At 61.3% G+C, this 22,430-nt stretch carries 20 protein-coding genes; 11 read left to right on the top strand and 9 right to left on the bottom strand.

All coding sequences use genetic code 11. The features are described 5' to 3' along the window. Nucleotides 1-61 precede the first annotated feature (61 nt). Together ACQ4LH_RS15550 and ACQ4LH_RS15545 are read left to right on the top strand one after the other, a co-directional pair. Nucleotides 62-1,093, top strand: a complete 1,032-nt coding sequence (locus ACQ4LH_RS15550) for an efflux RND transporter periplasmic adaptor subunit (RefSeq protein WP_430697979.1) — start codon at nt 62-64, stop codon at nt 1,091-1,093. Then, the gene (locus tag ACQ4LH_RS15545) at nt 1,090-4,158 is read left to right on the top strand and encodes an efflux RND transporter permease subunit (RefSeq protein WP_430697978.1); all 3,069 of its coding nucleotides are present in this window, start codon (nt 1,090-1,092) and stop codon (nt 4,156-4,158) included. Before ACQ4LH_RS15550 ends, ACQ4LH_RS15545 begins: the two co-directional genes overlap by 4 nt. Before the next feature lie 47 nt (nt 4,159-4,205). Here ACQ4LH_RS15545 and ACQ4LH_RS15540 read toward each other — a convergent pair whose 3' ends face one another. Then, the gene (locus tag ACQ4LH_RS15540; RefSeq protein WP_430697977.1) at nt 4,206-5,213 is read right to left on the bottom strand and encodes an NADP-dependent oxidoreductase; all 1,008 of its coding nucleotides are present in this window, start codon (nt 5,211-5,213) and stop codon (nt 4,206-4,208) included. Nucleotides 5,214-5,437: 224 nt separating this feature from the next. Between ACQ4LH_RS15540 and ACQ4LH_RS15535 the strand changes: the two genes are divergently transcribed. Together ACQ4LH_RS15535 and ACQ4LH_RS15530 are read left to right on the top strand one after the other, a co-directional pair. Beyond that, a complete protein-coding gene (locus ACQ4LH_RS15535; RefSeq protein WP_430697976.1) occupies nt 5,438-6,199 on the top strand; it encodes an SDR family oxidoreductase in 762 nt (253 codons plus the stop codon). 147 nt (nt 6,200-6,346) lie between these two features. Next, nucleotides 6,347-7,231 (top strand): bile acid:sodium symporter family protein, encoded by an 885-nt coding sequence (locus ACQ4LH_RS15530; protein WP_430697975.1) that lies wholly within the window; start codon nt 6,347-6,349, stop codon nt 7,229-7,231. A 61-nt stretch (nt 7,232-7,292) separates the two neighbouring features. Here ACQ4LH_RS15530 and cysB read toward each other — a convergent pair whose 3' ends face one another. The 5 genes from cysB to ACQ4LH_RS15505 form a co-directional block, all read right to left on the bottom strand. Beyond that, nucleotides 7,293-8,267 carry an HTH-type transcriptional regulator CysB gene (gene cysB / locus ACQ4LH_RS15525; RefSeq protein ID WP_275961493.1) on the bottom strand — a complete coding sequence of 325 codons (975 nt, stop codon included), beginning with the start codon at nt 8,265-8,267 and terminating at the stop codon, nt 7,293-7,295. A 113-nt stretch (nt 8,268-8,380) separates the two neighbouring features. Next, entirely contained in the window at nt 8,381-8,881 is a 501-nt protein-coding gene (locus ACQ4LH_RS15520) for a universal stress protein (protein WP_160084845.1), read from the bottom strand. Between the two features lie 150 nt (nt 8,882-9,031). Continuing rightward, entirely contained in the window at nt 9,032-9,937 is a 906-nt protein-coding gene (locus ACQ4LH_RS15515; protein ID WP_430697974.1) for a 5'-nucleotidase, read from the bottom strand. Between the two features lie 9 nt (nt 9,938-9,946). After that, on the bottom strand, nt 9,947-10,897 hold the full coding sequence (locus tag ACQ4LH_RS15510) for a putative 2-dehydropantoate 2-reductase (protein WP_430697973.1): 951 nt from the start codon (nt 10,895-10,897) through the stop codon (nt 9,947-9,949). Then, nucleotides 10,894-11,280 (bottom strand): thioredoxin, encoded by a 387-nt coding sequence (locus tag ACQ4LH_RS15505; RefSeq protein WP_430698026.1) that lies wholly within the window; start codon nt 11,278-11,280, stop codon nt 10,894-10,896. The genes ACQ4LH_RS15510 and ACQ4LH_RS15505 overlap by 4 nt, the downstream gene beginning before the upstream one ends. Here ACQ4LH_RS15505 and ACQ4LH_RS15500 point away from each other — a divergent pair. Then, entirely contained in the window at nt 11,279-11,698 is a 420-nt protein-coding gene (locus ACQ4LH_RS15500; RefSeq protein ID WP_275961496.1) for a PilZ domain-containing protein, read from the top strand. The two genes, ACQ4LH_RS15505 and ACQ4LH_RS15500, sit on opposite strands and share 2 nt — an antisense overlap. 181 nt (nt 11,699-11,879) lie before the next feature. Further along, a complete protein-coding gene (locus ACQ4LH_RS15495) occupies nt 11,880-12,956 on the top strand; it encodes a 3-deoxy-7-phosphoheptulonate synthase (protein WP_167141038.1) in 1,077 nt (358 codons plus the stop codon). 64 nt (nt 12,957-13,020) lie between these two features. Here the strand turns inward: ACQ4LH_RS15495 and ACQ4LH_RS15490 are convergent, their stop codons facing one another. The 3 genes from ACQ4LH_RS15490 to ACQ4LH_RS15480 form a co-directional block, all read right to left on the bottom strand. Continuing rightward, a complete protein-coding gene (locus ACQ4LH_RS15490) occupies nt 13,021-14,217 on the bottom strand; it encodes a benzoate/H(+) symporter BenE family transporter (RefSeq protein ID WP_430697972.1) in 1,197 nt (398 codons plus the stop codon). Then, a complete protein-coding gene (locus ACQ4LH_RS15485) occupies nt 14,217-14,828 on the bottom strand; it encodes a LysE family translocator (protein ID WP_430697971.1) in 612 nt (203 codons plus the stop codon). Before ACQ4LH_RS15485 ends, ACQ4LH_RS15490 begins: the two co-directional genes overlap by 1 nt. A 124-nt stretch (nt 14,829-14,952) precedes the next feature. Continuing rightward, the gene (locus ACQ4LH_RS15480; RefSeq protein WP_430697970.1) at nt 14,953-15,408 is read right to left on the bottom strand and encodes a MarR family winged helix-turn-helix transcriptional regulator; all 456 of its coding nucleotides are present in this window, start codon (nt 15,406-15,408) and stop codon (nt 14,953-14,955) included. A gap of 82 nt (nt 15,409-15,490) precedes the next feature. Between ACQ4LH_RS15480 and ACQ4LH_RS15475 the strand changes: the two genes are divergently transcribed. The 5 genes from ACQ4LH_RS15475 to ACQ4LH_RS15455 all read left to right on the top strand — a co-directional run bounded on the left by ACQ4LH_RS15475 (nt 15,491) and on the right by ACQ4LH_RS15455 (nt 22,421). After that, nucleotides 15,491-16,648 (top strand): PLP-dependent aminotransferase family protein, encoded by a 1,158-nt coding sequence (locus ACQ4LH_RS15475; RefSeq protein WP_430697969.1) that lies wholly within the window; start codon nt 15,491-15,493, stop codon nt 16,646-16,648. Nucleotides 16,649-16,684: 36 nt separating this feature from the next. Continuing rightward, nucleotides 16,685-17,287, top strand: a complete 603-nt coding sequence (locus ACQ4LH_RS15470) for a glutathione S-transferase family protein (protein ID WP_430697968.1) — start codon at nt 16,685-16,687, stop codon at nt 17,285-17,287. Nucleotides 17,288-17,403: 116 nt separating this feature from the next. After that, the gene (locus tag ACQ4LH_RS15465) at nt 17,404-19,338 is read left to right on the top strand and encodes a UvrD-helicase domain-containing protein (RefSeq protein WP_430697967.1); all 1,935 of its coding nucleotides are present in this window, start codon (nt 17,404-17,406) and stop codon (nt 19,336-19,338) included. 273 nt (nt 19,339-19,611) lie between these two features. Beyond that, nucleotides 19,612-20,784 carry an isochorismate synthase gene (locus ACQ4LH_RS15460; protein ID WP_430697966.1) on the top strand — a complete coding sequence of 391 codons (1,173 nt, stop codon included), beginning with the start codon at nt 19,612-19,614 and terminating at the stop codon, nt 20,782-20,784. Then, on the top strand, nt 20,781-22,421 hold the full coding sequence (locus ACQ4LH_RS15455) for a (2,3-dihydroxybenzoyl)adenylate synthase (RefSeq protein ID WP_430697965.1): 1,641 nt from the start codon (nt 20,781-20,783) through the stop codon (nt 22,419-22,421). The genes ACQ4LH_RS15460 and ACQ4LH_RS15455 overlap by 4 nt, the downstream gene beginning before the upstream one ends. The last annotated feature ends 9 nt before the right edge of the window (nt 22,422-22,430 follow it).

Genomic DNA, 22,430 nt, shown 5'->3' with positions numbered 1-22,430 from the left:
ACGGCTGATCTGCGCGGCTCGGCCGTTAGACTCAGCCTCTACAAAGAATTAGGGGTTGTATATGTTTGCCCGCGCACCTGCTCTTCTCGGTACAGTTTTCTGGCTGTGTTCGCTTGCCAGTGTGCACGCGCAGGCCAATGAAGGGCCGCTGGTCGAGGTGGTCAAGGCCGAGCGAAGCCTGGTGCGCGACGAGCTGGTGACCTTTGGTTCACTGCGCCCCGACGAGTCGGTGATGATCCGCCCGGAAATCGCCGGCCGGGTGGCGCAGCTGCATTTTCGCGAAGGCCAGCGCGTCGAAGCCGGTGCACTGCTGGTAAGCCTGGATGATTCGATTACCCGCGCCGAATTTGCCCAGGCGCAGGCCAACCTGAACCTGGCGGAAAAGAACTTTCAGCGCGCACAGATGCTGTTCAAGCGCGGTGCCAGTAACGCTCAGGCGCTGGATGAAGCCAGCGCCGTGCAGCTGGCCTCGCGTGCCAACCTGGCGTTGTCCCAGGCACGCCTGGACAAGACCCGCATCCTCGCGCCCTACGATGGCGTGCTGGGCTTGCGAGCAGTCAGCCCTGGCGATTACCTCAGCGAGGGCCAGGACATCGTCAACCTGGAAGTGCTCGATCCGCTCAAGGTGGATTTCCGCATTCCGCAAAAAGCTGTCAGCCAGATTCGTCTCAAGCAGGTGATCGAAATCAGCCTGGATGCCTATGCGGGTGAGCGCTTCACCGGCGAGATTTTCGCCATCAACCCGCGTCTCGACGAAGCCGGGCGCAGCCAGGCGATTCGCGCGCATATCAGCAACAGCGATGGCCGCCTGAGCCCAGGGCAGTTCGTGCGGGTTTCGGTAATTCTCGCCGAACGGCCGAATGCCCTGGTGATTCCGGAAGAAGCCATCATGCCGGTGGGCGACAAGCTGCTGGTTAACCTAGTGGTCGATGGCAAGGTCGAGTTGCGTGAGGTCAAACTGGGTAAACGCCTGGCTGGCAAAGTTGAAGTGCTGGAAGGCCTGCAGGGTGATGAAACCCTGATCAGCGCCGGTTGGCAGAAGGTCCGGGCCGGCGCGTCGGTGCGCACCAAGGTGGTGGAGCAAGCGCCATGACCCTGTCGGATATCTGCATCCGCCGGCCGGTATTTGCCACCGTACTGTCGCTGATTGTGGTGCTGCTTGGTTTGATGGCCTATGACCGTCTGGCCGTGCGCGAGTACCCGAATATCGACGTGCCGATTGTCACGGTCAACGTCACTTACCCGGGAGCCAGCCCGGAGATCATGGAATCCCAGGTCGCCCAGCCGATCGAGGATGTGCTGTCGGGCATCGACGGCCTGGATTTCGTCAGCTCCATCAGCCGCTCGGAAAACACCCAGATCACTGCGCAGTTCCGCCTGGGCAGCAACTCCGATGAAGCTGCCAACGATGTGCGTGACCGTCTGGGTCGGGTGCGCGGCCTGCTGCCGGATGAAATCGCCGAGCCCATCGTGCAGAAGGTCGAGGCCGACGCCCAGCCGGTGATCTGGATCGCCTTCTACAGCGAACGCTATAGCGCCATGGAGATCACCGACGTGCTAGAACGGGTGATCAAGGATCGCCTGCAGACCATCCCCGGCGTCTCCGAAGTGCAGATTCGCGGCGCGCGCACCTTTGCCATGCGCATCTGGCTGGACCCGGAAAAGCTCGCCGCGCACAACCTTACCGTGCAGGACGTGGAAGACGCCCTGCGCCGGCAGAACGTCGAGATTCCGGCCGGGCGAATCGAATCGCAGCAGCGCGAATTCACCGTGCTCTCGGAAACCGACATGAACACCCCGGAGCAGTTTAATCAGCTGATCCTCGATGATTCGCGCGGTTACTTGCTGCGCCTGGCGGATGTCGGCTATGCCGAAATCGGCGCTCAGGATGAGCGCAGTATCGTCCGCTACAAGGGCCAGCCGGCCGTGTCGATGGGCATGATCAAGCAGGCCACCGCCAACCCACTGGATATCTCCGATGGCCTGGCCGAGGCCTTGCCGGATGTACGCGCGCTGTTGCCGGAAGGTATGGAGATGGCAGTGGCCAACGACAACTCGCTGTTTATTCGCGAGTCGATCGACAACGTGTTTATCACCATCTGGGAAGCGGTGGGGCTTGTCATCCTGATCATCTTTATCTTCCTGCGCTCGCTGCGCGCCACCATCATTCCGCTGGTGACCATCCCGGTGTCGCTGATCGGCGCGTTTGCCCTAATGAGCCTGATGGGCTTCACCATCAACACCCTGACGCTGCTGGCGATGGTGCTGGCCATCGGTCTGGTGGTGGACGATGCCATCGTTATGCTGGAGAACATCCACCGGCATATCGAGGAGGGCATGCAGCCGCTGCAGGCGGCGCTCAAGGGCAGCCGCGAGATCGCCTTTGCGGTGATCGCCATGACCATGACTCTGGCCGCCGTATTTGCCCCCATCGGCTTTATGCAGGGCACCACGGGCAAGCTGTTTACCGAGTTCGCCTGGACCCTGGCCGGCGCGGTGCTGGTGTCGGGTTTTGTTGCCCTGACCCTGACGCCGATGATGTGCGCGCTACTGCTCAAGCCGCATCAGGCCGGCGAGCGGCACAACCGGCTGTACAACCTGATCGAAGATTTTCTCAACGGCCTGACCTACAGCTACAAGCACCTGCTGGCCAAGGCACTCAGCGCCTGGGTGCTGGTGGTGGGCGTGCTGTTGCTCACCGTGGTGGCCTGCGTGCTGCTGTTCTCGGGGCTTAAATCCGAGCTGGCACCGACCGAAGACACCGGCACCATTATCGGCGTGTTCAACGGCCCGGATGGCGCCACCATCAATTACACCGGGCGTTATGCTCGCGAGATTGAAGCCGCTTACGCCAGCATCCCCGAGACCAACCGCTATATGGTGATTGCCGGCTTCCCGACTGTGGCCCAGGGCATTTCCTTTATGAAGCTGGAAGACTGGGCCGACCGTTCGCGCAGTCAGTTCGAGATTCGCAACGAGTTACTGCCCAAGCTGCAGGATATCGCCGGGGTGCGTGCCTTCCCGGTCAACCGGCCGCCGCTGGGGCAGAGCGCGCGTAACCAGCCGGTGAACTTCGTGATTCGCTCGTCGATGGAGTACAGCGAGCTGCAGGGTTATGTCGATGAATTGCTCAACTCGCTGCGCGATTATCCGGGGCTGGAAAGTCTGGACAGCGACCTCAAGCTCAACGCGCCGCAGCTGAAAGTCGCGGTCAACCGTGAGCAGGCCGTGGCGGTGGGCACCGATGTGGCGACTATTGGCCGCAGCCTGGAAAGCCTTTTCGGCAGTCGCCAGGTGACGCGCTTCAAGCAGAACGGCGAGCAGTACGATGTGCTGGTTCAGTTGCAGGGCGTGGACCGCAGCAACCCGCAGGATCTCGATCGCGTCTATGTGCGCGGCCGCGATGAGAGCATGGTGCAGCTGTCCAACTTGATCGAGGTGCGCGAGACCGTGGCGCCGCGCGAGCTCAACCACTTCAACCAGCTGCGTGCGGTGACGGTAAGTGCCAACGTCGGCTCCGGTTACACCCTGGGCGAAGCCCTGGCGCATCTGGAAGCCGCAGCGCGCACGGTATTCCCGGCCGAGACCCAATACGACTACACCGGCACTTCGCGGGACTTCAAGGAATCCAGTGCCGGTATTGCGCTGATCTTTGCCCTGGCCCTGGCGTTTATCTTCCTGGTGCTGGCGGCGCAGTTCGAGAGCTTTACCGACCCGCTGATCATCCTGTTCAGCGTGCCGCTGTCGATGGCCGGGGCCTTGCTGGCGCTGACGTTATTCGGCGGCACGTTGAATATCTATTCGCAGATCGGCCTGGTGACGCTGATCGGCCTGATTACCAAGCACGGCATTCTGATCGTCGAGTTCGCCAACGTGTTGTTGCGTCAGGGCCATGAACTGCGTGGTGCGGTGATCGAGGCGTCGGTGCAGCGTCTGCGGCCGATTCTGATGACCACCGGTGCGATGGTGCTGGGCTCACTGCCATTGGCGATTGCCACGGGTGCGGGTGCGGAAAGCCGTCAGCAGATCGGCATGGTGATTGTCGGTGGCCTGTTGGTCGGCACCTTCTTCACCCTGTTTGTGATCCCGACCCTGTATATGCTGCTGCGCCGCTGGCGGCCGATAAAGCAGGACAGTGAGGAAATGGCGGTTGTCTAACGCCTGATCTTCGTAGGAGCGGCCCATGCCGCTCCTACGAAATCGTGTTAGTCGACCTTCAGCACCAGCTTGCCGAAGTTCTCGCCGCTAAACAGTTTCAGCAGAGTTTCCGGGAAGGTGGTCAGGCCGCTGACGATATCTTCCTTGGATTTCAGCTTGCCGCTGGCCATCCAGCCGCCCATCTCCGCAGCCGCTTCGGCAAAGCGTGGGGCGTAGGTCATCACCACCATGCCTTCCATACGTGCGCTGTTGACCAGCAGGTTGAGGTAGTTGGCCGGGCCTTTTACGGCTTGCTTGTTGTTGTACTGGCTGATCGCGCCGCAAATGATCACTCGCGCCTTGAAGGCCAGGCGGGTGAGCACGGCATCGAGAATGTCGCCGCCGACGTTATCGAAATACACGTCCACACCTTTAGGGCATTCGCGCTTGAGACCGGCGATCACGTCTTCGCTCTTGTAGTCGATGGCGCCGTCGAAGCCCAGCTCATCAATCAGGAACTTGCACTTGTCCGCGCCGCCAGCGATGCCGACCACACGGCAGCCCTTGAGCTTGGCGATCTGCCCGGCAATGCTGCCGACTGCGCCGGCCGCGCCGGAAATCACCACAGTTTCACCGGCTTTCGGTGCGCCGACATCGAGCAGGGCGAAGTAGGCGGTCATGCCGGTCATGCCCAGCGCCGACAGATACAGCGGCAGCGGCGCGCGCTTGGGGTCGACCTTGTAGAAGCCCTTGGGCTCACCGAGGAAATAGTCCTGCACGCCGAGGGCGCCGTTTACATGGTCGCCCACGGCAAAGTCCGGGTGCTGCGAGGCCACCACTTCACCCACACCGAGTGCGCGCATCACTTCGCCAATGCCGACTGGCGGAATATACGACTTGGCATCGTTCATCCAGCCACGCATGGCCGGGTCCAGCGACAGGTAGGCGTTCTTCACCAGAATCTGCCCGGGGCCGGGTTCACCGACGCTGTTTTCTACATAGCTGAAGGTCTCGCGGCTGGGCAGGCCGACCGGGCGTTGGGCAAGCAGGAACTGACGATTGAGTGGGGCATTCATGGCAGGTACTCACTGAACGGAAAGACTGTTGATAGCCCTTAGCTGCGTGATGGGCAAGATTTGCCCGTGGGACGAATGGTGGTTAATCCATTCGAATGATAGGTGGACAGGGGTGTTAATCACTCATTTCAATGAGGTCATCACCAGCAGTTTGATAGTGCTGCCTTGGAATCATCGAGCTGATTAGACTCAATGCAGTTTTTAATCCTTGCGAGGACACGCAGATGAGCTTTAGCTTTTCCGGCCGGGTTGCCCTGGTCACCGGTGGTGCTGCTGGTATTGGTCGTGCCACGGCACTGGCATTCGCCAACGAAGGCCTGCAGGTGGTGGTGTCTGACGTCGATGTGGCAGGCGGCGAGGCGACAGTCGCGCTGATCCGTGAAGCCGGCGGTGACGCGCTGTTTGTGCGCTGCGACGTAACCCGCGATGCAGAGGTCAAGGTACTGATGGAGCGCACACTGGGTGCCTATGGCCGTCTGGACTATGCCTTCAACAACGCTGGCATCGAGATCGAGAAAGGCAAGCTGGCTGAGGGCACTGAGGCCGAGTACGACGCCATCATGGGCGTTAACGTCAAAGGCGTGTGGCTGTGCATGAAGCACCAGATCCCGCTGCTCCTGGCGCAAGGTGGCGGCGCCATCGTCAACACCGCGTCGGTCGCCGGCCTTGGTGCGGCGCCGAAGATGAGCATCTATGCCGCCTCCAAGCATGCGGTGATCGGCCTGACCAAATCGGCAGCGGTCGAGTATGCGAAGAAGAAAGTGCGGGTCAACGCGGTATGCCCGGCGGTGATCGACACCGACATGTTCCGCCGCGCCTATGAATCCGACCCGAAGAAGGGCGAATTCGCCGCCGCCATGCACCCGGTCGGGCGTATCGGTAAGGTCGAGGAAATCGCCACCGCAGTGCTGTACCTATGCTGCGATAACGCGGCCTTCACCACCGGCCAGGCGCTGGCGGTAGATGGCGGCGCCACAGCCATCTGATTTCCTTCAGTAATAAAAAAAGCGCCCATCTGGGCGCTTTTTTTATACCTCGCCATTTCTTTCGCACGATTGGCCACTAAAGTCACTGCAGTGTTCTACGCCGCTGTTCAAGATCGCCCAGCGCTTTGATCAAGGAGTAAGAAAGCCGTGACTGCTGATCCGTTATTGACCCTGTTCCTGCCTATCGCCCTGGGCATCATCATGCTCGGCCTGGGCTTGTCGCTGACCCTGGCGGATTTTGCCCGGGTGGTGAAGTTTCCCAAGCCGGTGCTGATCGGCTTGAGCTGCCAGCTGTTGCTGCTGCCCGTGGTGTGTTTCTTTCTGGCCAAGGCCTTTGGTCTGGCCCCGGCGCTTGCTGTTGGCCTGATGCTCTTGGCCGCCTCGCCGGGCGGCACCACGGCCAATCTCTACAGCCATCTGGCCCACGGTGATGTGGCGCTGAATATCACCCTGACGGCGGTCAATTCGGTGATCGCGGTGCTGACCATGCCGCTGATCGTCAACCTGTCGCTGGCCTACTTTATGGAAGGTGATCAGGCCCTGCCGTTGCAGTTCACCAAGGTGGTGCAGGTGTTTGTCATCGTGCTCGGCCCGGTGGCGATTGGCATCTGGATACGCAGCCGCTTCCCAGGTTTTGCCGCGCGCATGGAGAAGCCGGTGAAGATCATCTCCGCGCTGTTTCTGTTGATCATCATCATCCTGGCGGTGGTCAAGGATTGGCAGACCTTTGTCGACTACGCACCGCTGGTGGGCGGAGCGGCGCTGGCATTCAACCTAATTAGCCTGGCGGTGGGCTACTGGGTGCCGCGCATGTGCAAGCTGAGCCTGCGCCAGTCGATTGCCATCGGCATGGAAATCGGCATTCACAACGGCACTCTGGCGATTGCCCTGGCACTGAGCCCGATGCTGCTGAATAACGCGACCATGTCCATCCCAGCGGCGATCTACAGCATCATCATGTTCTTTACCGCAGCGGCCTTCGGCTGGTGGGTGAACTTCGCTCATGGCAAAGAATTGAAAGCCACTGAGTAGGAATTGCCGCGTATACAAAAGCCCGTCGCATGGACGGGCTTTTTTATGCCTGCAGGTTGGATCAGTGCAACGGCAGTTCAACGCCTTCAAACAGCTCTTCCAGCTCGACCTTGCTGTGGCATTGCACGGCTTTGGCCATCATGTCGCGGGTCAGGTGCGGGGCAAATTTCTCGATAAAGTCGCACATAAAACCGCGCAGGAAGGTGCCGCGACGGAAGCCGATCTTGGTCACGCTGGCTTCGAACAGCTCGCCGGCATCCAGCACCACCAGGTCCGGATCGAGTTTGGGATCGACAGCCATCTTGGCTACGATGCCCACGCCCAGACCCAGGCGTACGTAGGTTTTGATCACGTCGGCGTCGGCGGCGGTAAACACCACCTTTGGCGTCAGGCCACGATGACTGAAGGCTTCGTCGAGTTTGGAGCGGCCGGTAAAACCGAACACGTAGGTGACGATGGAGTATTCGGCCAGGGCTTCCAGGGTCAGCTTTGGCAGCTTGGTCAGCGGATGGCCCTGAGGCACCACCACGCAGCGGTTCCAGCGGTAGCAGGGCATCATGATCAGGTCGTTGAACAGCTCCAGACCTTCGGTGGCGATGGCGAAGTCTACGGTGCCATCGGCAGCCATTTCAGCGATCTGCATCGGCGTGCCCTGGTGCATATGCAGGGCTACGTCCGGGTATTGCTTGATAAACGCACTGATCACCGGCGGCAGGGCATAGCGCGCCTGGGTGTGAGTGGTAGCGATGGACAGGGTGCCTTTCTTCTCGTTGGAGAATTCCTGGGCGATCTGCTTGATGCTTTCGACCTTGCGCAGGATTTCCCCGGCGGTGTTGATGATGCGCTCACCGGCCGGGGTGATGCGGGTCAGGTGCTTGCCGCTGCGGGCGAATACTTCAACCCCCAGTTCGTCTTCGAGTAGGCGGATCTGTTTGCTGATGCCGGGCTGCGAGGTGTAGAGGCTTTGTGCCGTGGCAGAAACGTTGAGGTCGTGATGCGCGACTTCCCAGATGTAGCGCAGTTGCTGAAGCTTCATAAAAATCCCTCAAAGCAAAAAGACAGCCGTTCAGGTTACCGGCGTTTTATATAACCATAATGATGATTGAAGCATTAAATCTAGACCAAAAATAAGAAAGTGCTGCGCTTCTTTTAAAGATCACCGCGGCTGCGATGCTGCAGCATCGGCACCAGGTACACCGGTACTTCGGACAACTGCACCAGGCGCGACGCGGTACGCCCCAGCGGAATATCCATATCCGTGCCGTGGCTGTGGCTACCTAGGACCAGTAAATCCACGCCGAGTTGCTGCGCTTCATCGAGTATCACCAGCGGTGGATCGCCCTGTACCACGCGCACCGCCTTGATCAGGTCGAGATCATGCAGGGCTTCGCCGATCTCATCGCGAAAGCCCTCCAGCACCCGCTGCTCGATACTCGCCATCACCGTGCTCAGGCCGTTGGTGCGCAGGTCCTTGAGGCGTTCTTCATCCAGATAGGTTTGCAGCACCGATTCGGCAAACAGGCCCATGGGCTCCACCGCGTGCACCACATACAGGCTGGCATTGAAGGAACGGGTTAGCGCCAGAGCGTGTTGCAGGATGTAGGGGGCGTACAGGCCGAGGTCAGTGGCATAGAGAATCGAGCGAATCATGCGGCCTCCTTGACTGCCTGACTGGCGGGCCTGATCTGAGCTTAGCAGCGCCATCGATAAGTCAAAGAAAGCCGAGGTTTTGAGGACGAATGGTTATATACGTAGGTAGGGGGTAAGCGGCGAGGGCGGCTGATCGCCCTTGCGCGGGGGCTAGAGTTGCGGCTCGTTACTAATGCCATGCGGGACGTGACCGGTGGCGACCACTTCGCGGGCTTTTTCGCAGTGTCCGGCTTGGTCGTCGAAGAACACGTCGGCGCCGAAGGTTTCCAGAATCGCGGCTTTTTCCAGGCCGCCGAGGAAGTACGACTCATCCAGACGGATATTCCACTCACGCAGGGTGCGAATCACCCGTTCATGGGCCGGGGCCGAGCGCGCGGTAACCAGCGCCGTGCGAATCGGGCACTGCTCTTCGGGAAACTCCTGTTGCAGACGGTGCAGGGCGGCGAGGAACGGTTTGAACGGGCCGCCGCCGAGCAGCTCACGGGCCGACTGGCGTTCGTGACTCTGGAAGGCTTCCAGGCCAGCCTGCTGATAGACCCGCTCGGATTCATCGGAAAACAGCACGGCATCGCCGTCGAAGGCAATGCGCAGCTCATTGCTGGCCGCCCGCCGAGCGCCGCCGGAGAGGATGGTCGCTGCACCAAAGCCGGCACGTAGTGCACTGCGCACATCTTCGGCGTGGGTGGAGAGAAACAAGTGGCAGCCGAATGCAGCCAGATAAGGGTCAGGGCTGCGTCCGCCGACAAAGGCCGCACGGGAGATGCCCAGGCCGTAGTGCTGAATCGAATTGAACGCGCGCAGGCCGGTGTCGGCGCTATTACGCGAGACCAGAATCACCTCGACCCGCTGCTGTTCGAGGGCTGTGTTCAGCGCCAGCAGCTTCTCGACCAGGGGAAAGGCATCACCGGGGGCGAGTATCTCGTCCTCATGCTCGATCTGGTACTGGCGGTAGGCCGCGACGCCCTGGCTTTCATAGATGCGGTGGCTTTCGCTGAGGTCGAACAGCGCCCGCGAGGAGATCGCCAGCACCAATTTGTCGCCTAATCCCTTGCTCATGGCTGTGTCCTATTGCGTGCGTTGTTCGAGGAATCGCAGGGTCTGATACAGCATCTCGGTGCGCGGCATGGCGCAGCCGGCCTGGGCCGCAGCGGCCAACGGCGCGGCGTAGATGGCATGCAGCTCCAGCGGGCGCTGCAGGGCAAAGTCGTGGTACATGCTCGGCAGGTAATCCGGCATGCGGTCGGTGGCCGCCAGTAGCTTGCCGGCAAAGCCTGCGGGCAACTGATAGCCACAGGCGCCGGCGGCATCCACTACTTCCTGCATGATCGCTTCGATCAGCGCGCGGCTGTCGGCGTTGGCCATCAGCGCCGTGGTGGCGCTGTCCAGCAGCACGGCCAGGCCGTTATAGGGCACGTTCCACACCAGCTTTTGCCATCGCGCCTGGTTCAGTTCGGCCATGGCGGTGGAGTCAAGGCCAGCAGCCTGGAACAGCGCGCTGCCTTGTTCGAGTATCTGCTGACGGCTCTCGGCATCGTTCGCCGGGCCTGAGTGATAGCCCAGGTTGACGCTGCCCAGAGCCTGATGCTCGACCACCCCCGGTGCACTGCGATGGGCGCAGATATAGCAAAGGCCGCCCAGCAGGTGCAGCGAGTCCGGCAGCAGCGGGCGCAGCTCGTCTTCTACGGCCAGGCCGTTCTGCATCAGCACCACCTTGGCGCCGGGCGCGGCGGCCTGGCTGATCAGCGGTGCGAGTTCGGCGTTGCTGGTGGTTTTGGCGCCGATCAGCAGCCAGTCGCACGGCGGCATATCGGCAACCGACTGGTACGCCTGCACCGGTTGCAGGTGCAGGTTGCCGTGCAGCGCACTGTTGACCTGCAGGCCCTGGCTGGCGACTGCAGCGAATTCGCTGCGCAGCAGAAAGTGCACATCAAAACCGGCGCGGGCCAGCATCAGGCCATAAAAGCCGCCAATCGCGCCGGAACCGATAATGCCGATACGGGGTGCTGCATTCATCATGGTAATTCCTCTGCGGGGCGCGACAGGGCAGTGTCCAGCGCCTGAATAAGTGCGGCGGGCTGCAGGCTGCTCTGCAGTGCGCCATAAAATTGGCCATCCTGAACCACGAATAACGCGGGTAGATGAAATACCTCATAACGCGCCACTAAACCGCCACTGTTGGCCGCGTCGACCCAAGCCAGGCGCTGTATCGGCAGCGACAAATTAGGCAGCTCACGCCGCGCCCAACGGCAACTGGCACAACCTATGCTGGTAAATATCAGCAGTGAAGTGCCAGGCAAGTCGAGTAGATGGCGATCTGCATCTAAATCGGTCAGTTCCAGTTCAGTCACTATACTGGCCAATGTGGTATCAAATTGATGGCATCCGAGGTAGTCATAGATGCGTCACTTTCTGCGTCATCCCAGTGATATGCCGGTTGAATTAGTGCTGCGCAAACAGGCATTTGTACCCAAAGAGCGGCTCAACAATATCAGCCTCGGCGGTGTGGCTTGCAACTCCAACCGCGCTTTTCGCCGTGGTACGGCCATCGAACTGCGTATTCCGCTGTTCGGCGAGCATGCGCGCTATCCGGGCCTGGTGGCCTGGTGCCGCAAGCAGGAGGGCAAATACCTGGTGGGTATCGCCTTTGTCGATGAGGACACGCTGTTTCGCGCGCGCATGGTCGAGCAGGTCTGCCAGATCGAACATTATCGCCATCAACGCGAGCAGGAACTGGGCTGCAGCCTGCCGGTCGAGGTGGTGGCGCAGGAATGGATCAGCCAGCATGCCGCCGAGTTCTCCCGCGCCAGCCTGAATTAGCGCCCTAATCCTGCGAATCCTCCCATCGGCGCGGCTTAAGCCGCCAAGCCCATTGTCGAGCCAGGCCTTTACGCGCTAAGGTTCGGCTTCCCCGCTGTGCTCATATTGCTGTGCTCCGCCACACGGGGATCGCTGGCGGCCGGCACCCGTGACCTGATGACTCTGACTGATGAATAGCACGATGGCTGATTTACCGATTGATGACCTGAACGTTGCCTCCAACGAAACCCTGATAACCCCCGCACAGCTCAAGCGTGAAATTCCGCTGACCGATGCTGCCTTGCGCACGGTTGCCAGTGGTCGCGAGGTAATCCGCAATATTCTCGATGGCAAGGATCATCGCCTGTTCGTGGTGGTCGGGCCGTGCTCGATCCACGATATCAAGGCCGCCCACGAGTATGCCGAGCGCCTCAAGGCGCTGGCTGCCGAGGTCTCGGACAGTCTGTATCTGGTTATGCGCGTGTATTTCGAGAAGCCGCGTACCACCGTCGGCTGGAAAGGCCTAATCAACGATCCGTTTATGGATGACTCGTTCAAGATTCAGGATGGTCTGCATATCGGTCGCCAGTTGCTCCGTGACCTGGCTGAAATGGGCCTGCCGACCGCTACCGAAGCCCTCGACCCGATTTCCCCGCAGTACCTGCAGGACCTGATCAGCTGGTCGGCCATCGGCGCGCGCACCACCGAATCGCAGACCCACCGCGAAATGGCCTCCGGCCTGTCTTCGTCTGTGGGCTTCAAGAACGGCACCGACGGCGGCCTGACTGTGGCGATCAACGCCCTGCAGTCGGTCTCCAGCCCGCACCGTTTCCTCGGCATCAACCAGGAAGGTGGCGTTTCCATCGTCACCACCAAGGGCAATGCCTACGGTCACGTGGTGCTGCGCGGTGGCAATGGTAAGCCGAACTACGACTCGGTGAGTGTTGCCGTTTGTGAGCAGGAACTGACCAAAGCCGGCATACGCCCAAACATCATGGTCGATTGCAGCCACGCCAACTCCAACAAAGACCCGGCTCTGCAACCGCTGGTAATGGACAACGTGGCCAACCAGATTCTCGAAGGCAACCAGTCGATCGTCGGCCTGATGGTGGAAAGCCACCTAGGCTGGGGCAACCAGTCGATTCCCAAGGACCTCAGCCAGCTAAAGTACGGCGTGTCCATCACCGATGCCTGCATCGACTGGGAAAGCACCGAGAAAACCCTGCGCGGTATGCACGCCAAGCTCAAGGATGTGCTGCCTAAGCGTCAGCGCGGCTAAGTACAGCGGCTGTAACAAAAACGGGCTTATGCGTTATGCATAAGCCCGTTTTTTATTGGGATCATCAAGCGTCCCGCTTGCCCCAGTTAAGAATCGCCAGGGTCAGCAGCCCTGCGACAATCCCCCAGAACGCCGAACCCACCGAGAACAGGGTCATGCCCGAGGCGGTGACCAGAAAGGTGATCAGCGCCGCTTCACGCTCTTTCGGCTCGCTCATGGCCTGGGTCAGGCCGCCGATGATCGAGGCGAATAGCGCAAGCGCCGCGATGGACAGGATCAGGGCTTTCGGTAGAGCAGCAAACAGCGCGGCCAGGGTTGCGCCGAAGATGCCGGCGATGCCGTAGAACACCCCGCACCAGATGGCAGCGGTGTAGCGTTTTTTCGGGTCTTCATGAGCTTCCGGGCCGGCGCAGATCGCCGCGCTGATGGCGGCCATATGAATACCGTGGCTGCCGAACGGCGCGAGCAGCATCGAAGTCAGTCCGGTCGTAGTCAGCAGTGGGCTGGCCGGCACGTCATAGCCATTGGCGCGCAACACGGCCATGCCGGGCAGATTCTGCGAGGCCATGGCCACGATAAACAGCGGGATACCGATGCTGATGGCCGCCGCCAGGGAGAAGCTTGGCGTGGTCCATTCCGGCACCGCCAGTTGCAGCTCGAAATGTTCGAAATTGAGCAGGCCGAAAATCCCGGCCAGCACACTGCCGACGATCAAAGCGGCGAGTACCGCATAGCGCGGCAGCAGGCGTTTACCCAGCAGGTAGGCGAGCAGCATGGCCACCACCAGCACCGGCTGCTGCTCGGCGGCCACGCAGATTTCCAGACCGATCTTGAACAGCACGCCAGCCAGCAGCGCGGCAGCGATGGAGGCGGGGATGCGCCGCATCAGGCGGTCGAAGGTGCCGGTCAGGCCGATCAGTACAATCAAACCGGAAGCCAGGATATAGGCACCGATTGCCTCGCTATAGGGAACTCCCGGCAGGCTGGTGATCAGCAGGGCGGCGCCAGGGGTGGACCAGGCGATCATGATCGGCGCGCGGTAGCGTAGCGACAGGCCGATGCAGCAGATCGCCATGCCAATCGACAGCGCCCAGATCCACGATGAAATCTGCCCGTTAGTCAGCCCTGCGGCCTGGCCGGCTTGAAACATCAGCACCAGCGAGCTGGTGTAGCCGGTGAGCATGGCGATAAATCCGGCGACTACCGCCGAAGTTGAAGTGTCGGCCAGCGGCCGTAGGCGTGCTTGCGGCAGGTCGTGCATCAGAGCAGTCCGGTGTCGGCGAAGATGGGGTACAGCGAGGCTACCAGCAGCAGGGCCATGCCGATATTAAACACGCGCAGCGCTCGGGCATTGTTCAGCCAGTTGCGCAGCAGGCTGCCAGCCACTGTCCACAGGCCGACGCTAGGGCAGTTGACCAGGGCGAACAGCGCCGCGATCAGCAGCACATTGACCACGAAGTTTTCCTGCGGGGTGTAGGTGGTGATGGCGCCGATGGCCATGATCCAGGCTTTTGGGTTAACCCACTGAAAGGCCGCAGCCTGGAGAAAGCTGAAAGGTTTGCCGGCCGCGTTGCTCTGGCTGTCCGGTGCGCCGGAGTTAGCGATTTTCCAGGCCAGATATAGCAAGTAAGCCGCGCCCAGATAGCGCAGCACGCTGTAGAGCAGCGGCACCTGCTCGAACAACTGACCAAGACCGAGGCCTACCGAGGCCACCAGCAGCATAAAGCCCAGGCTGATACCGAACATATGCGGCAGGCTGCGGCGTAGGCCGAAGTTCACTCCGCTGGCGAGCAGCATCATATTGTTCGGCCCCGGCGTTACTGAGGTGACAAAGGCGAAGGCGATAAAGGCGAGCAGCAGTTCGGTGGTCATGGCGCAGCACTCAGGGGCAGTGCTGATCAGCCTAGGAGGAGTTGGGCAGGCCGTCGCGGTACAGCGACGCGGGCAATCGACGGTACAGTTCTGCAATGGTTGTGTGCGGTCAGTACAGTTTGCCCTAGCCTTCGCCGGTACCGCTCTGGCGGCTGTTACCCAGGGTCTGATTAACTTGCAGCCAGCCGCTGACGGCGGTCTCCCCGGCTTCACTGAAGGCGCGTTGCAGCAGTTTGGCCTGTTCGCGGCGCAGTGCCTGCTCCAACTTGGCACCTTCGGCGGTAAAGCCGAGCAGACGTTTGCGCTTGTCGTCTTCGGCGGTAAGGCTCTGCACCAGATCCATTTCCAGTAATTGGCGCAGCGGGGTGTTTAGCGCCTGCTTGCTCACGCCCAGGTAGCCGAGCAGCTCTTTCATGCTCAGGCCTGGGTACTTGGCGATAAAAAACAGAATGCGGTGATGCACCCGCGACAGCCCACGGCGCGCCAGCATTTCATCGGCTTTGGCGGTAAACGCCTGGTAGCCGAAGAAGAATGCTTCCATGGCAGTCTGCTGAGTGATTGGATTTTTAAGGTCAATCATGTTGACGTATCCAGGCTGATCGTCGTAATTTCGGTCAAACAGTTTGACCTATTTTTATTTGCCTTTGCTACCGGTGATATCCATGGCCTTCTCCGAACGTGTTGCCCGCCTGAAAAGCTCCCTGATCCGTGAAATCCTCGCCGCGGCGCAGCGTCCGGAAGTGATGTCGTTTGCCGGCGGCCTGCCGGCCGAGCCGATGTTGCCGAAGGTCGAGTGGGCTAACATGCCGGCCAGCATGGGCCAGTACGGCATGAGCGAAGGCGAGCCGGCGCTGCGTGAGGCGATTGCCGCCGAAGCGCGTGCCTTGGGCGTGCCGTGCGATGCGAGCCAGGTGCTGATCGTCAGCGGTTCGCAGCAGACGCTGGATCTGGCCAGCAAGCTGTTTATCGATCCGGGCACCGAAGTGCTGCTCGAAGCGCCGACCTACCTGGCCGCGCTGCAAGCCTTCCAGCTGTTCGGCGCCGATTGCATCGCTGTGCCGCAAGAAGCCGATGGCCCGCAGATCGATGCCTTGCGCGAGCGGCTGCAGAACCACAAGCCGGCTTTCGCCTATTTAATCCCAACTTTCCAGAACCCCTCGGCGGTGCGCTACAGCGAAGCCAAGCGCGACGCGGTGGCGGCGCTGCTGGATGAATTCGGCGTGACCCTGATCGAAGATGAACCCTACCGCGAGCTGGTGTTCGACGAAGGCAGCGCCACGCCGATTGTCAGCCGCCTGCAGAAGGCCAGCTGGATCTACACCGGCACTGTGTCGAAAACCCTGCTGCCGGGCCTGCGCGTGGGCTACCTGATCGCCACCCCGGATCTGTACCCCTACCTGCTGCGCCTCAAGCAGTCGGCGGATCTGCACACCAACCGCATAGGCCAATGGCAGGCGCTGCAGTGGCTGGGCAGCGAGAAGTACCGTGGCCATCTGGCCGAGTTACGCGACTTCTACCGCATCCGCCGTGATGCCATGCAGGCGGTGCTGGAAGAGCATTTCAGCGACCTGGCCGACTGGCAGATTCCCCAGGGCGGGCTGTTCTTCTGGCTGACCCTCAAGCAGCCGCTGGACACTCGCACGCTGCTAGCGCCGGCTCTGGCGCAGAACGTGGCGTTTATGCCGGGCGAACCGTTCTTTATCGACCCGGACGCTCATCCGGGCCATTTGCGACTTAACTTCAGCCACGTTGCGCCGGAGCGTTTGAGCGAAGGCCTCAAACGCCTGGCCGAGGTAATCCGTCAGGCGCAAGCGAGCTAGTTGAGCGGTTTCAGAAATATTCGGGAGGAGGGCGATATGTTCAAGGTTTATGGCGATTACCGCTCGGGCAACTGCTACAAGATCAAGCTGATGCTGCATCTGCTTGGTCAGCCCTATGAGTGGATACCGATCAATATCCTCAAGGGCGAGACCCAGAGCGAAGCCTTTCTGGCCAAGAATCCCAACGGCAAGATCCCGGTGCTGGAGCTGGAAGACGGCACCTGTCTGTGGGAGTCCAATGCCATCCTCAACTTCCTCGCTGATGGCAGCGCGTTTCTGCCCAGCGAGCCGCGCCTGCGCACCCAGGTGCTGCAGTGGCAGTTCTTCGAGCAGTACAGCCATGAGCCCTATGTCGCGGTGGCGCGCTTTATCCAGCTGTATCAGGGCCTGCCCGAGGCCCGCCGCAGCGAGTACGAGGAGTGCCATGTGCGTGGGCACAAGGCCCTCAAGGTGATGGAGAAACAGCTGCAACGCGCGCCGTATCTGGTCGGGGAGAACTTCTCGATTGCCGATATCGCGCTGTATGCCTATACCCATGTGGCGGACGAAGGTGGCTTCGATCTGGCCCCGTATCCGGCCATCCGCACCTGGCTGGCGCGGGTTGCCAGCCATCCGCGCTATATCGGCATGCTCGACTGACAGTCCGTCGGGTGAAATGAGCGGTGAGAGGCGCTGCGCTTTCTCACCGCTCAGTCGCCAGCTCGCCGTAAAAAGCACTTATCATTCAACGATCTGTATATTCGACTGGGTCGCGAATGCCATCTGCTGTTCAGCGCTACAAGCGGCTCCTGTCCGCTGCTCTGGCGCGTTATTTCCCCCATACCACTGCCTATCTGCGCGCCGAGCGTGAAGCGGCTGCGCCGCTGAAAAAGCCTGCATCACGGGCCAAAAAAGCGGCTGCCAAGGTCAAGTCGGACAGTACACAGACGCAGGGCAAACCGCGCCGCGCTGTCAGTAAACCGCTTATTCAAGGCATTTACGGGCCGGCCATGCTGGCGGTCGATGCGACGCAGAGCCAGGCCATGCGCGAGCAGGTAGCGCGGGCGGTGACGGCTGGGCTGCTTAGTGCACCATCGGATGAGCAGTGGGCGATGATCCTCAGCAATCATCCGCTGACGCGCATCTTCGCCGGGGCCGGCTCGGGCAAGTCCACCACGCTGGTGCTGCGGGTGGTGTTTATGCTCTGTCACCTGGGTATCAAGCCCGAACAGCTGACGGTGATTTCCTTTACCAATGCTTCCTGCGCCGAGCTGCGCGAACAGCTGCTTAAGGTACTGGGCTTCTTTAACTATCCCTTCGATGCCACTCAGGCGCGCCAATGCGTGCGCACCTTCCACTCGGCCATGGGCAGTGTGGCCAAGAGCGTGCTGGATAACCCGTGCTGGTTCGAACAGCTGGATGACCCACAGGCGGCGAGCCGCGAGCTGGATAACCCACTGAGCGCCGGCCGCCTGCGACCTGCGCAGCTGCGCCTGCTTAAACAGGCCTATCAGCAGTGCTATGCCGAGCAGCCGGTATTTCGCCAGCGGGTGCATAGCCTGTTGCAATTGCCCATGCCGCCGGCTGAGGGCAAGCGCCTGCCGAAGGCGCCGTTGGATGCCTACAAGCTGCCGGGCGAATTCAGTGCTGCGCCGCTGTATGAGGCGTTCTACGCCCAGGCCGGGTTTGCCGAAAGCATTGGCATCACTGTCGCGGCCTTACAGCCGCAGGCGCTAACGGGCCCGGCAGCGGTACGCGAGTTCAGCGAAGCGCTGCTGCTGTTCTGGCCGTACTTCGAGCGTTGCCTGCAAGCGCAGGGTTTGATGACCTTCAATGGCGCCTTTGCCCAACTAACGGCGCGACTAAACGCCGGCGGGCAGGGCGTTCCAGCGCAGTTGCTGGCGCCATTTAGCCATTTATTGATCGATGAATTTCAGGATATCTCGCCGCAAATCGTTCTGTGGCTGCAAGCCGTACAGCGTGCCCAAGCCGGGCAGGGCGCAACCGTCAGCCTGATGGCGATTGGGGATGACTGGCAGTCGATCTACGGATGGCGCGGCAGCTCGCCCGAGCTGTTTATCGACTTCGACCGACACTTTCCGGCCAAGGGTCGGGCAAAGCAAAGCGCGGTGCTGACCCTGGCCAACAACTACCGTTCGATTGAGCCGATCATCCTTGACGCCGAAGCTCTGCTGGGCGGCGTGTTGCACAAGCAGGCGAAGGCCAGCCAGGCGATCAAACCCACTCAGCCGGGCGATCATGGCGTGCGCCTGATTCAGCGTTTCGACAGCAAGGTACGCCTGCCGGAACTGCTCAAGCAGATCAACGAGCAGTGCGCCTATGCCGCCGGGCGCAACAGTCGCGAGCGCAACGCGGTATTGCTGCTCAGCCGGCGCAACGAACCGCTGCAGGCCATCACCGCGCAGCTGGACAAGAAGCTGGCGGTCAAGGCCTACACCATCCACCGCGCCAAGGGCCTGCAGGCCGAAGTCGCGATCATCCTCGACGACTGCCAACCGCCTGAACCGCACCCGCTGCGCAATGCGCTGTACGCCTACTCGGGCTTTTTCAGCAACAGCTACGGCCAGGCCATGCAGGACGAAAGCCTGCGCCTGGCCTATGTGGCCGTCACCCGCGGGGTCAGCCGGGTGTTCTGGTACTGCCAGAGAACCCAGGGCGCAACGCGCATCCTGGCGGGGCGGGGCAAGTAGAAGCTCCCTCTTGATGTCAGTGCTGCGATGTCGTTGGCAGATTGGCTAAATCACTTTTGCTTATTCACCCAGACGGGATCGCTGCACTTGTCGGCCAAAGCCGCACGTGGGCTGCAGGTTCGCTGCGGATGGCTGCAAATCCCACCATTTCGTCTCAGTAACCCTCGGGCTAGAGCCTTAGAAATAAATTGACGCAACTTCTGCGAGTGGTTAGTTTTGCCTCCTTTATGTAAATGCTAATTGTTCGTATTAGCGTTAGATATGGAGGTTGGAGTGAATGCATTGACGCGTGTCGCTCGTGGGGGCTCCCCGTGGAGCGATATCTATGCACCCACTTATCGGTTCTATTCCCCCGAAGGCGGGGTTGAGGCCAGCGGCTGTTTCAAGGCCATCGAGACACCGGCCGGTGAGGATGGTCACGGCGTTGAACGGGCGGTAGAGGCGGCCTTTGCCGAGGCTAGGGCGGCGGGCTTGGGCCAGCCGATGGTGGTCGGGGTGATTCCCTTCGACAAGCAGCAGCCGTCCAGTCTTTTTGTCCCGCGCCATGTTTCGCGCCTGTTGCCTGTCGCACCGCCAACCAGGGTTTGCGGTTTACCCTGCGGCAAGGCCCGCCAGTGTACCGAGCAGCCGGATCAGGCTGGTTTCAAACAAGCCGTCGGTCGTGCCGTCGAAGTGTTGCGTGGTGGCCAGGTGAGCAAGGTGGTGTTGTCGCGGCTTTTGCAGCTGGAGTTCGACAACGCACCATGCGCCGCCACAGTGTTCCAGGGGCTGCGCCAGCAGAACCCCGAGGCTTACCATTTTTCCATGGATTTGCCGGATGGCGGCGTGCTGATCGGCGCGAGCCCCGAGCTGTTGCTGCGTCAACACGGTCGGCACTTCACCTCCAACCCACTGGCCGGCTCGGCCAAGCGTCTGGCTGACCCTGCTGCCGATGCGTTGGTGGCGCAGGCGCTGCTGCAATCGACCAAGGACCTGCACGAGCATCGCCTGGTGATCCAGGAGCTGGATCGTCAGCTGCGCCCGCTGTGCCGCAGTCTGAACGTGGCCGATGCGCCTTCGTTGTTGAAAACCGCGCGGCTCTGGCACCTGTCGACGCAGATCGCCGGCGAGCTGGATACGCCTGCGTCTGCGCTGAGCCTGGCTTGCCGCCTGCACCCGACGCCGGCGCTGTGCGGCTTTCCGACAGCGGCGGCCAAACGTCTGATCGCCGAGCTGGAGCCGTTCGACCGCGGCGTGTTTGGCGGCATCGTCGGCTGGAGTGATGCCGACGGAAACGGCGAATGGGCGGTGGTAATCCGTTGCGGCATTGTCGACCACACGCGGGTCAGCCTGTTTGCTGGCGCGGGACTGGTTACCGCGTCCTGCCCAGAATCGGAGTGGCTGGAGACCGGCAACAAGCTCGGCACCATGCTCTCGGCCTTCGGCCTGGAACGGGAGGCGCTATGAGTCTGGTGCCGTTCACGCCCTGGCCGGCGGAATTTGCCGCGCGCTATCGCCAGGCCGGCTACTGGCGCGGTGAGCCGCTGACGCAACTGCTTGAAGCCCAGGTGCAGACGCAACCCGAGGCGATTGCGCTGATCTGTGGCGAACGCCAGCTGAGCTACGCCGACGTGGATGCGCAGGCCGCTCATCTGGCTCAGCGTCTGGCCAATCAGGGCTTCGCTCCGGGCGATCGGGCGTTGGTCCAGCTGGGTAATCAGGCTGAGTTCTATATCGTCTTCTTTGCCCTGCTCAAAGCCGGCATTGCGCCGGTCAACGCGCTATTCAGCCATAGCCGCCTGGAGCTGCTGGCTTACGCTGGGCAGATCCGCCCGCGGCTGTTTATCGGCAGTCGCCAGCATCCGCTGTTTGCTGATGACAGTTTCCTCGGCGAATTGCAGGCCGCCATTCCTGAGTTCGATACTTTGCTGCTCGATGCCGATGCCGATTCTGCGCGGTCGCTAAGCGCCTGGCTGCAGCCGGCTGCCGCGCTGCGTGCCTATGCACCGACGCCAGCCGATCAGGTGGCGTTCTTCCAGCTTTCCGGTGGCAGCACCGGTACGCCGAAGCTGATTCCGCGCACCCATGACGATTACGCCTACAGCGTGCGCCGTAGCGTGGAAATCTGCGGGTTCGACCGCGACACCCGCTATCTCTGCGCGCTACCTGCGGCGCACAACTTTGCGTTGAGCTCGCCTGGCGCGCTGGGGGTATTGCATGCCGGCGGCTGCGTGGTGCTGGCGGCCGATCCGGGGCCGGCGACCTGCTTCCCGCTAATCGCCCGTCACCAAGTGAATGTCAGCGCCTTGGTGCCGCCGGCACTGTCGCTGTGGTTGCAGGCCGCTAGCGGGAGAGCGGCAGAGCTGGCCAGCCTGCAACTGTTGCAGGTCGGCGGTGCGCGCTTGCCCGAGGCACAGGCGCAGCGCATCGGCAGCGAGTTGGGTTGTCGTCTGCAGCAGGTGTTCGGCATGGCCGAGGGCTTGGTCAATTACACCCGTCTTGATGATGACGAGGCGCACGTCTATGGCACTCAGGGTTGCCCGATGAGCCCTGCCGATGAAGTGCGCGTGCTCGACCGCGCCGGCAACCCGGTGGCGGTCGGTGAGATCGGTGCGCTGCTGACTCGTGGCCCGTACACCATTCGCGGTTATTTCCAGAGCCCCGAACACAACGCCCAGGCCTTCGATGCTGAGGGTTTTTACCGCTCCGGCGATCTGGTGCGGCTGCGCGCTGATGGCTATCTGGAGGTGGTCGGGCGGATCAAGGACCAGATCAATCGCGGTGGCGAAAAGATCGCCGCCGAAGAAGTGGAAAACCTGCTGATGGCGCACCCGGCAATCACCCATGCGGCGCTGGTGGCGATGCCCGACACGGCGCTGGGCGAGAAAAGCTGCGCCTTTGTGGTCAGCCGTGACCCTGCGCTCAAGAGCATCGCCTTGCGCAAGTTCCTGCGTGGCCTGGGGCTGGCCGATTACAAGCTGCCTGACCGTTTCGAACACCTCGACAGGCTGCCCATGACCGCCGTCGGCAAGGTCGACAAGACCCGTCTGCGCCAGCGTATTGCGGCGCACCTGGCTCCTACTGAATTAGCTCCTACTGAATAAGGAAATCCC

The sequence above is a fragment of the Pseudomonas peli genome, from assembly GCF_050563605.1.
GTDB lineage: Bacteria > Pseudomonadota > Gammaproteobacteria > Pseudomonadales > Pseudomonadaceae > Aquipseudomonas > Aquipseudomonas peli_A.
This window is presented reverse-complemented; position numbering and strand designations above follow the sequence as displayed.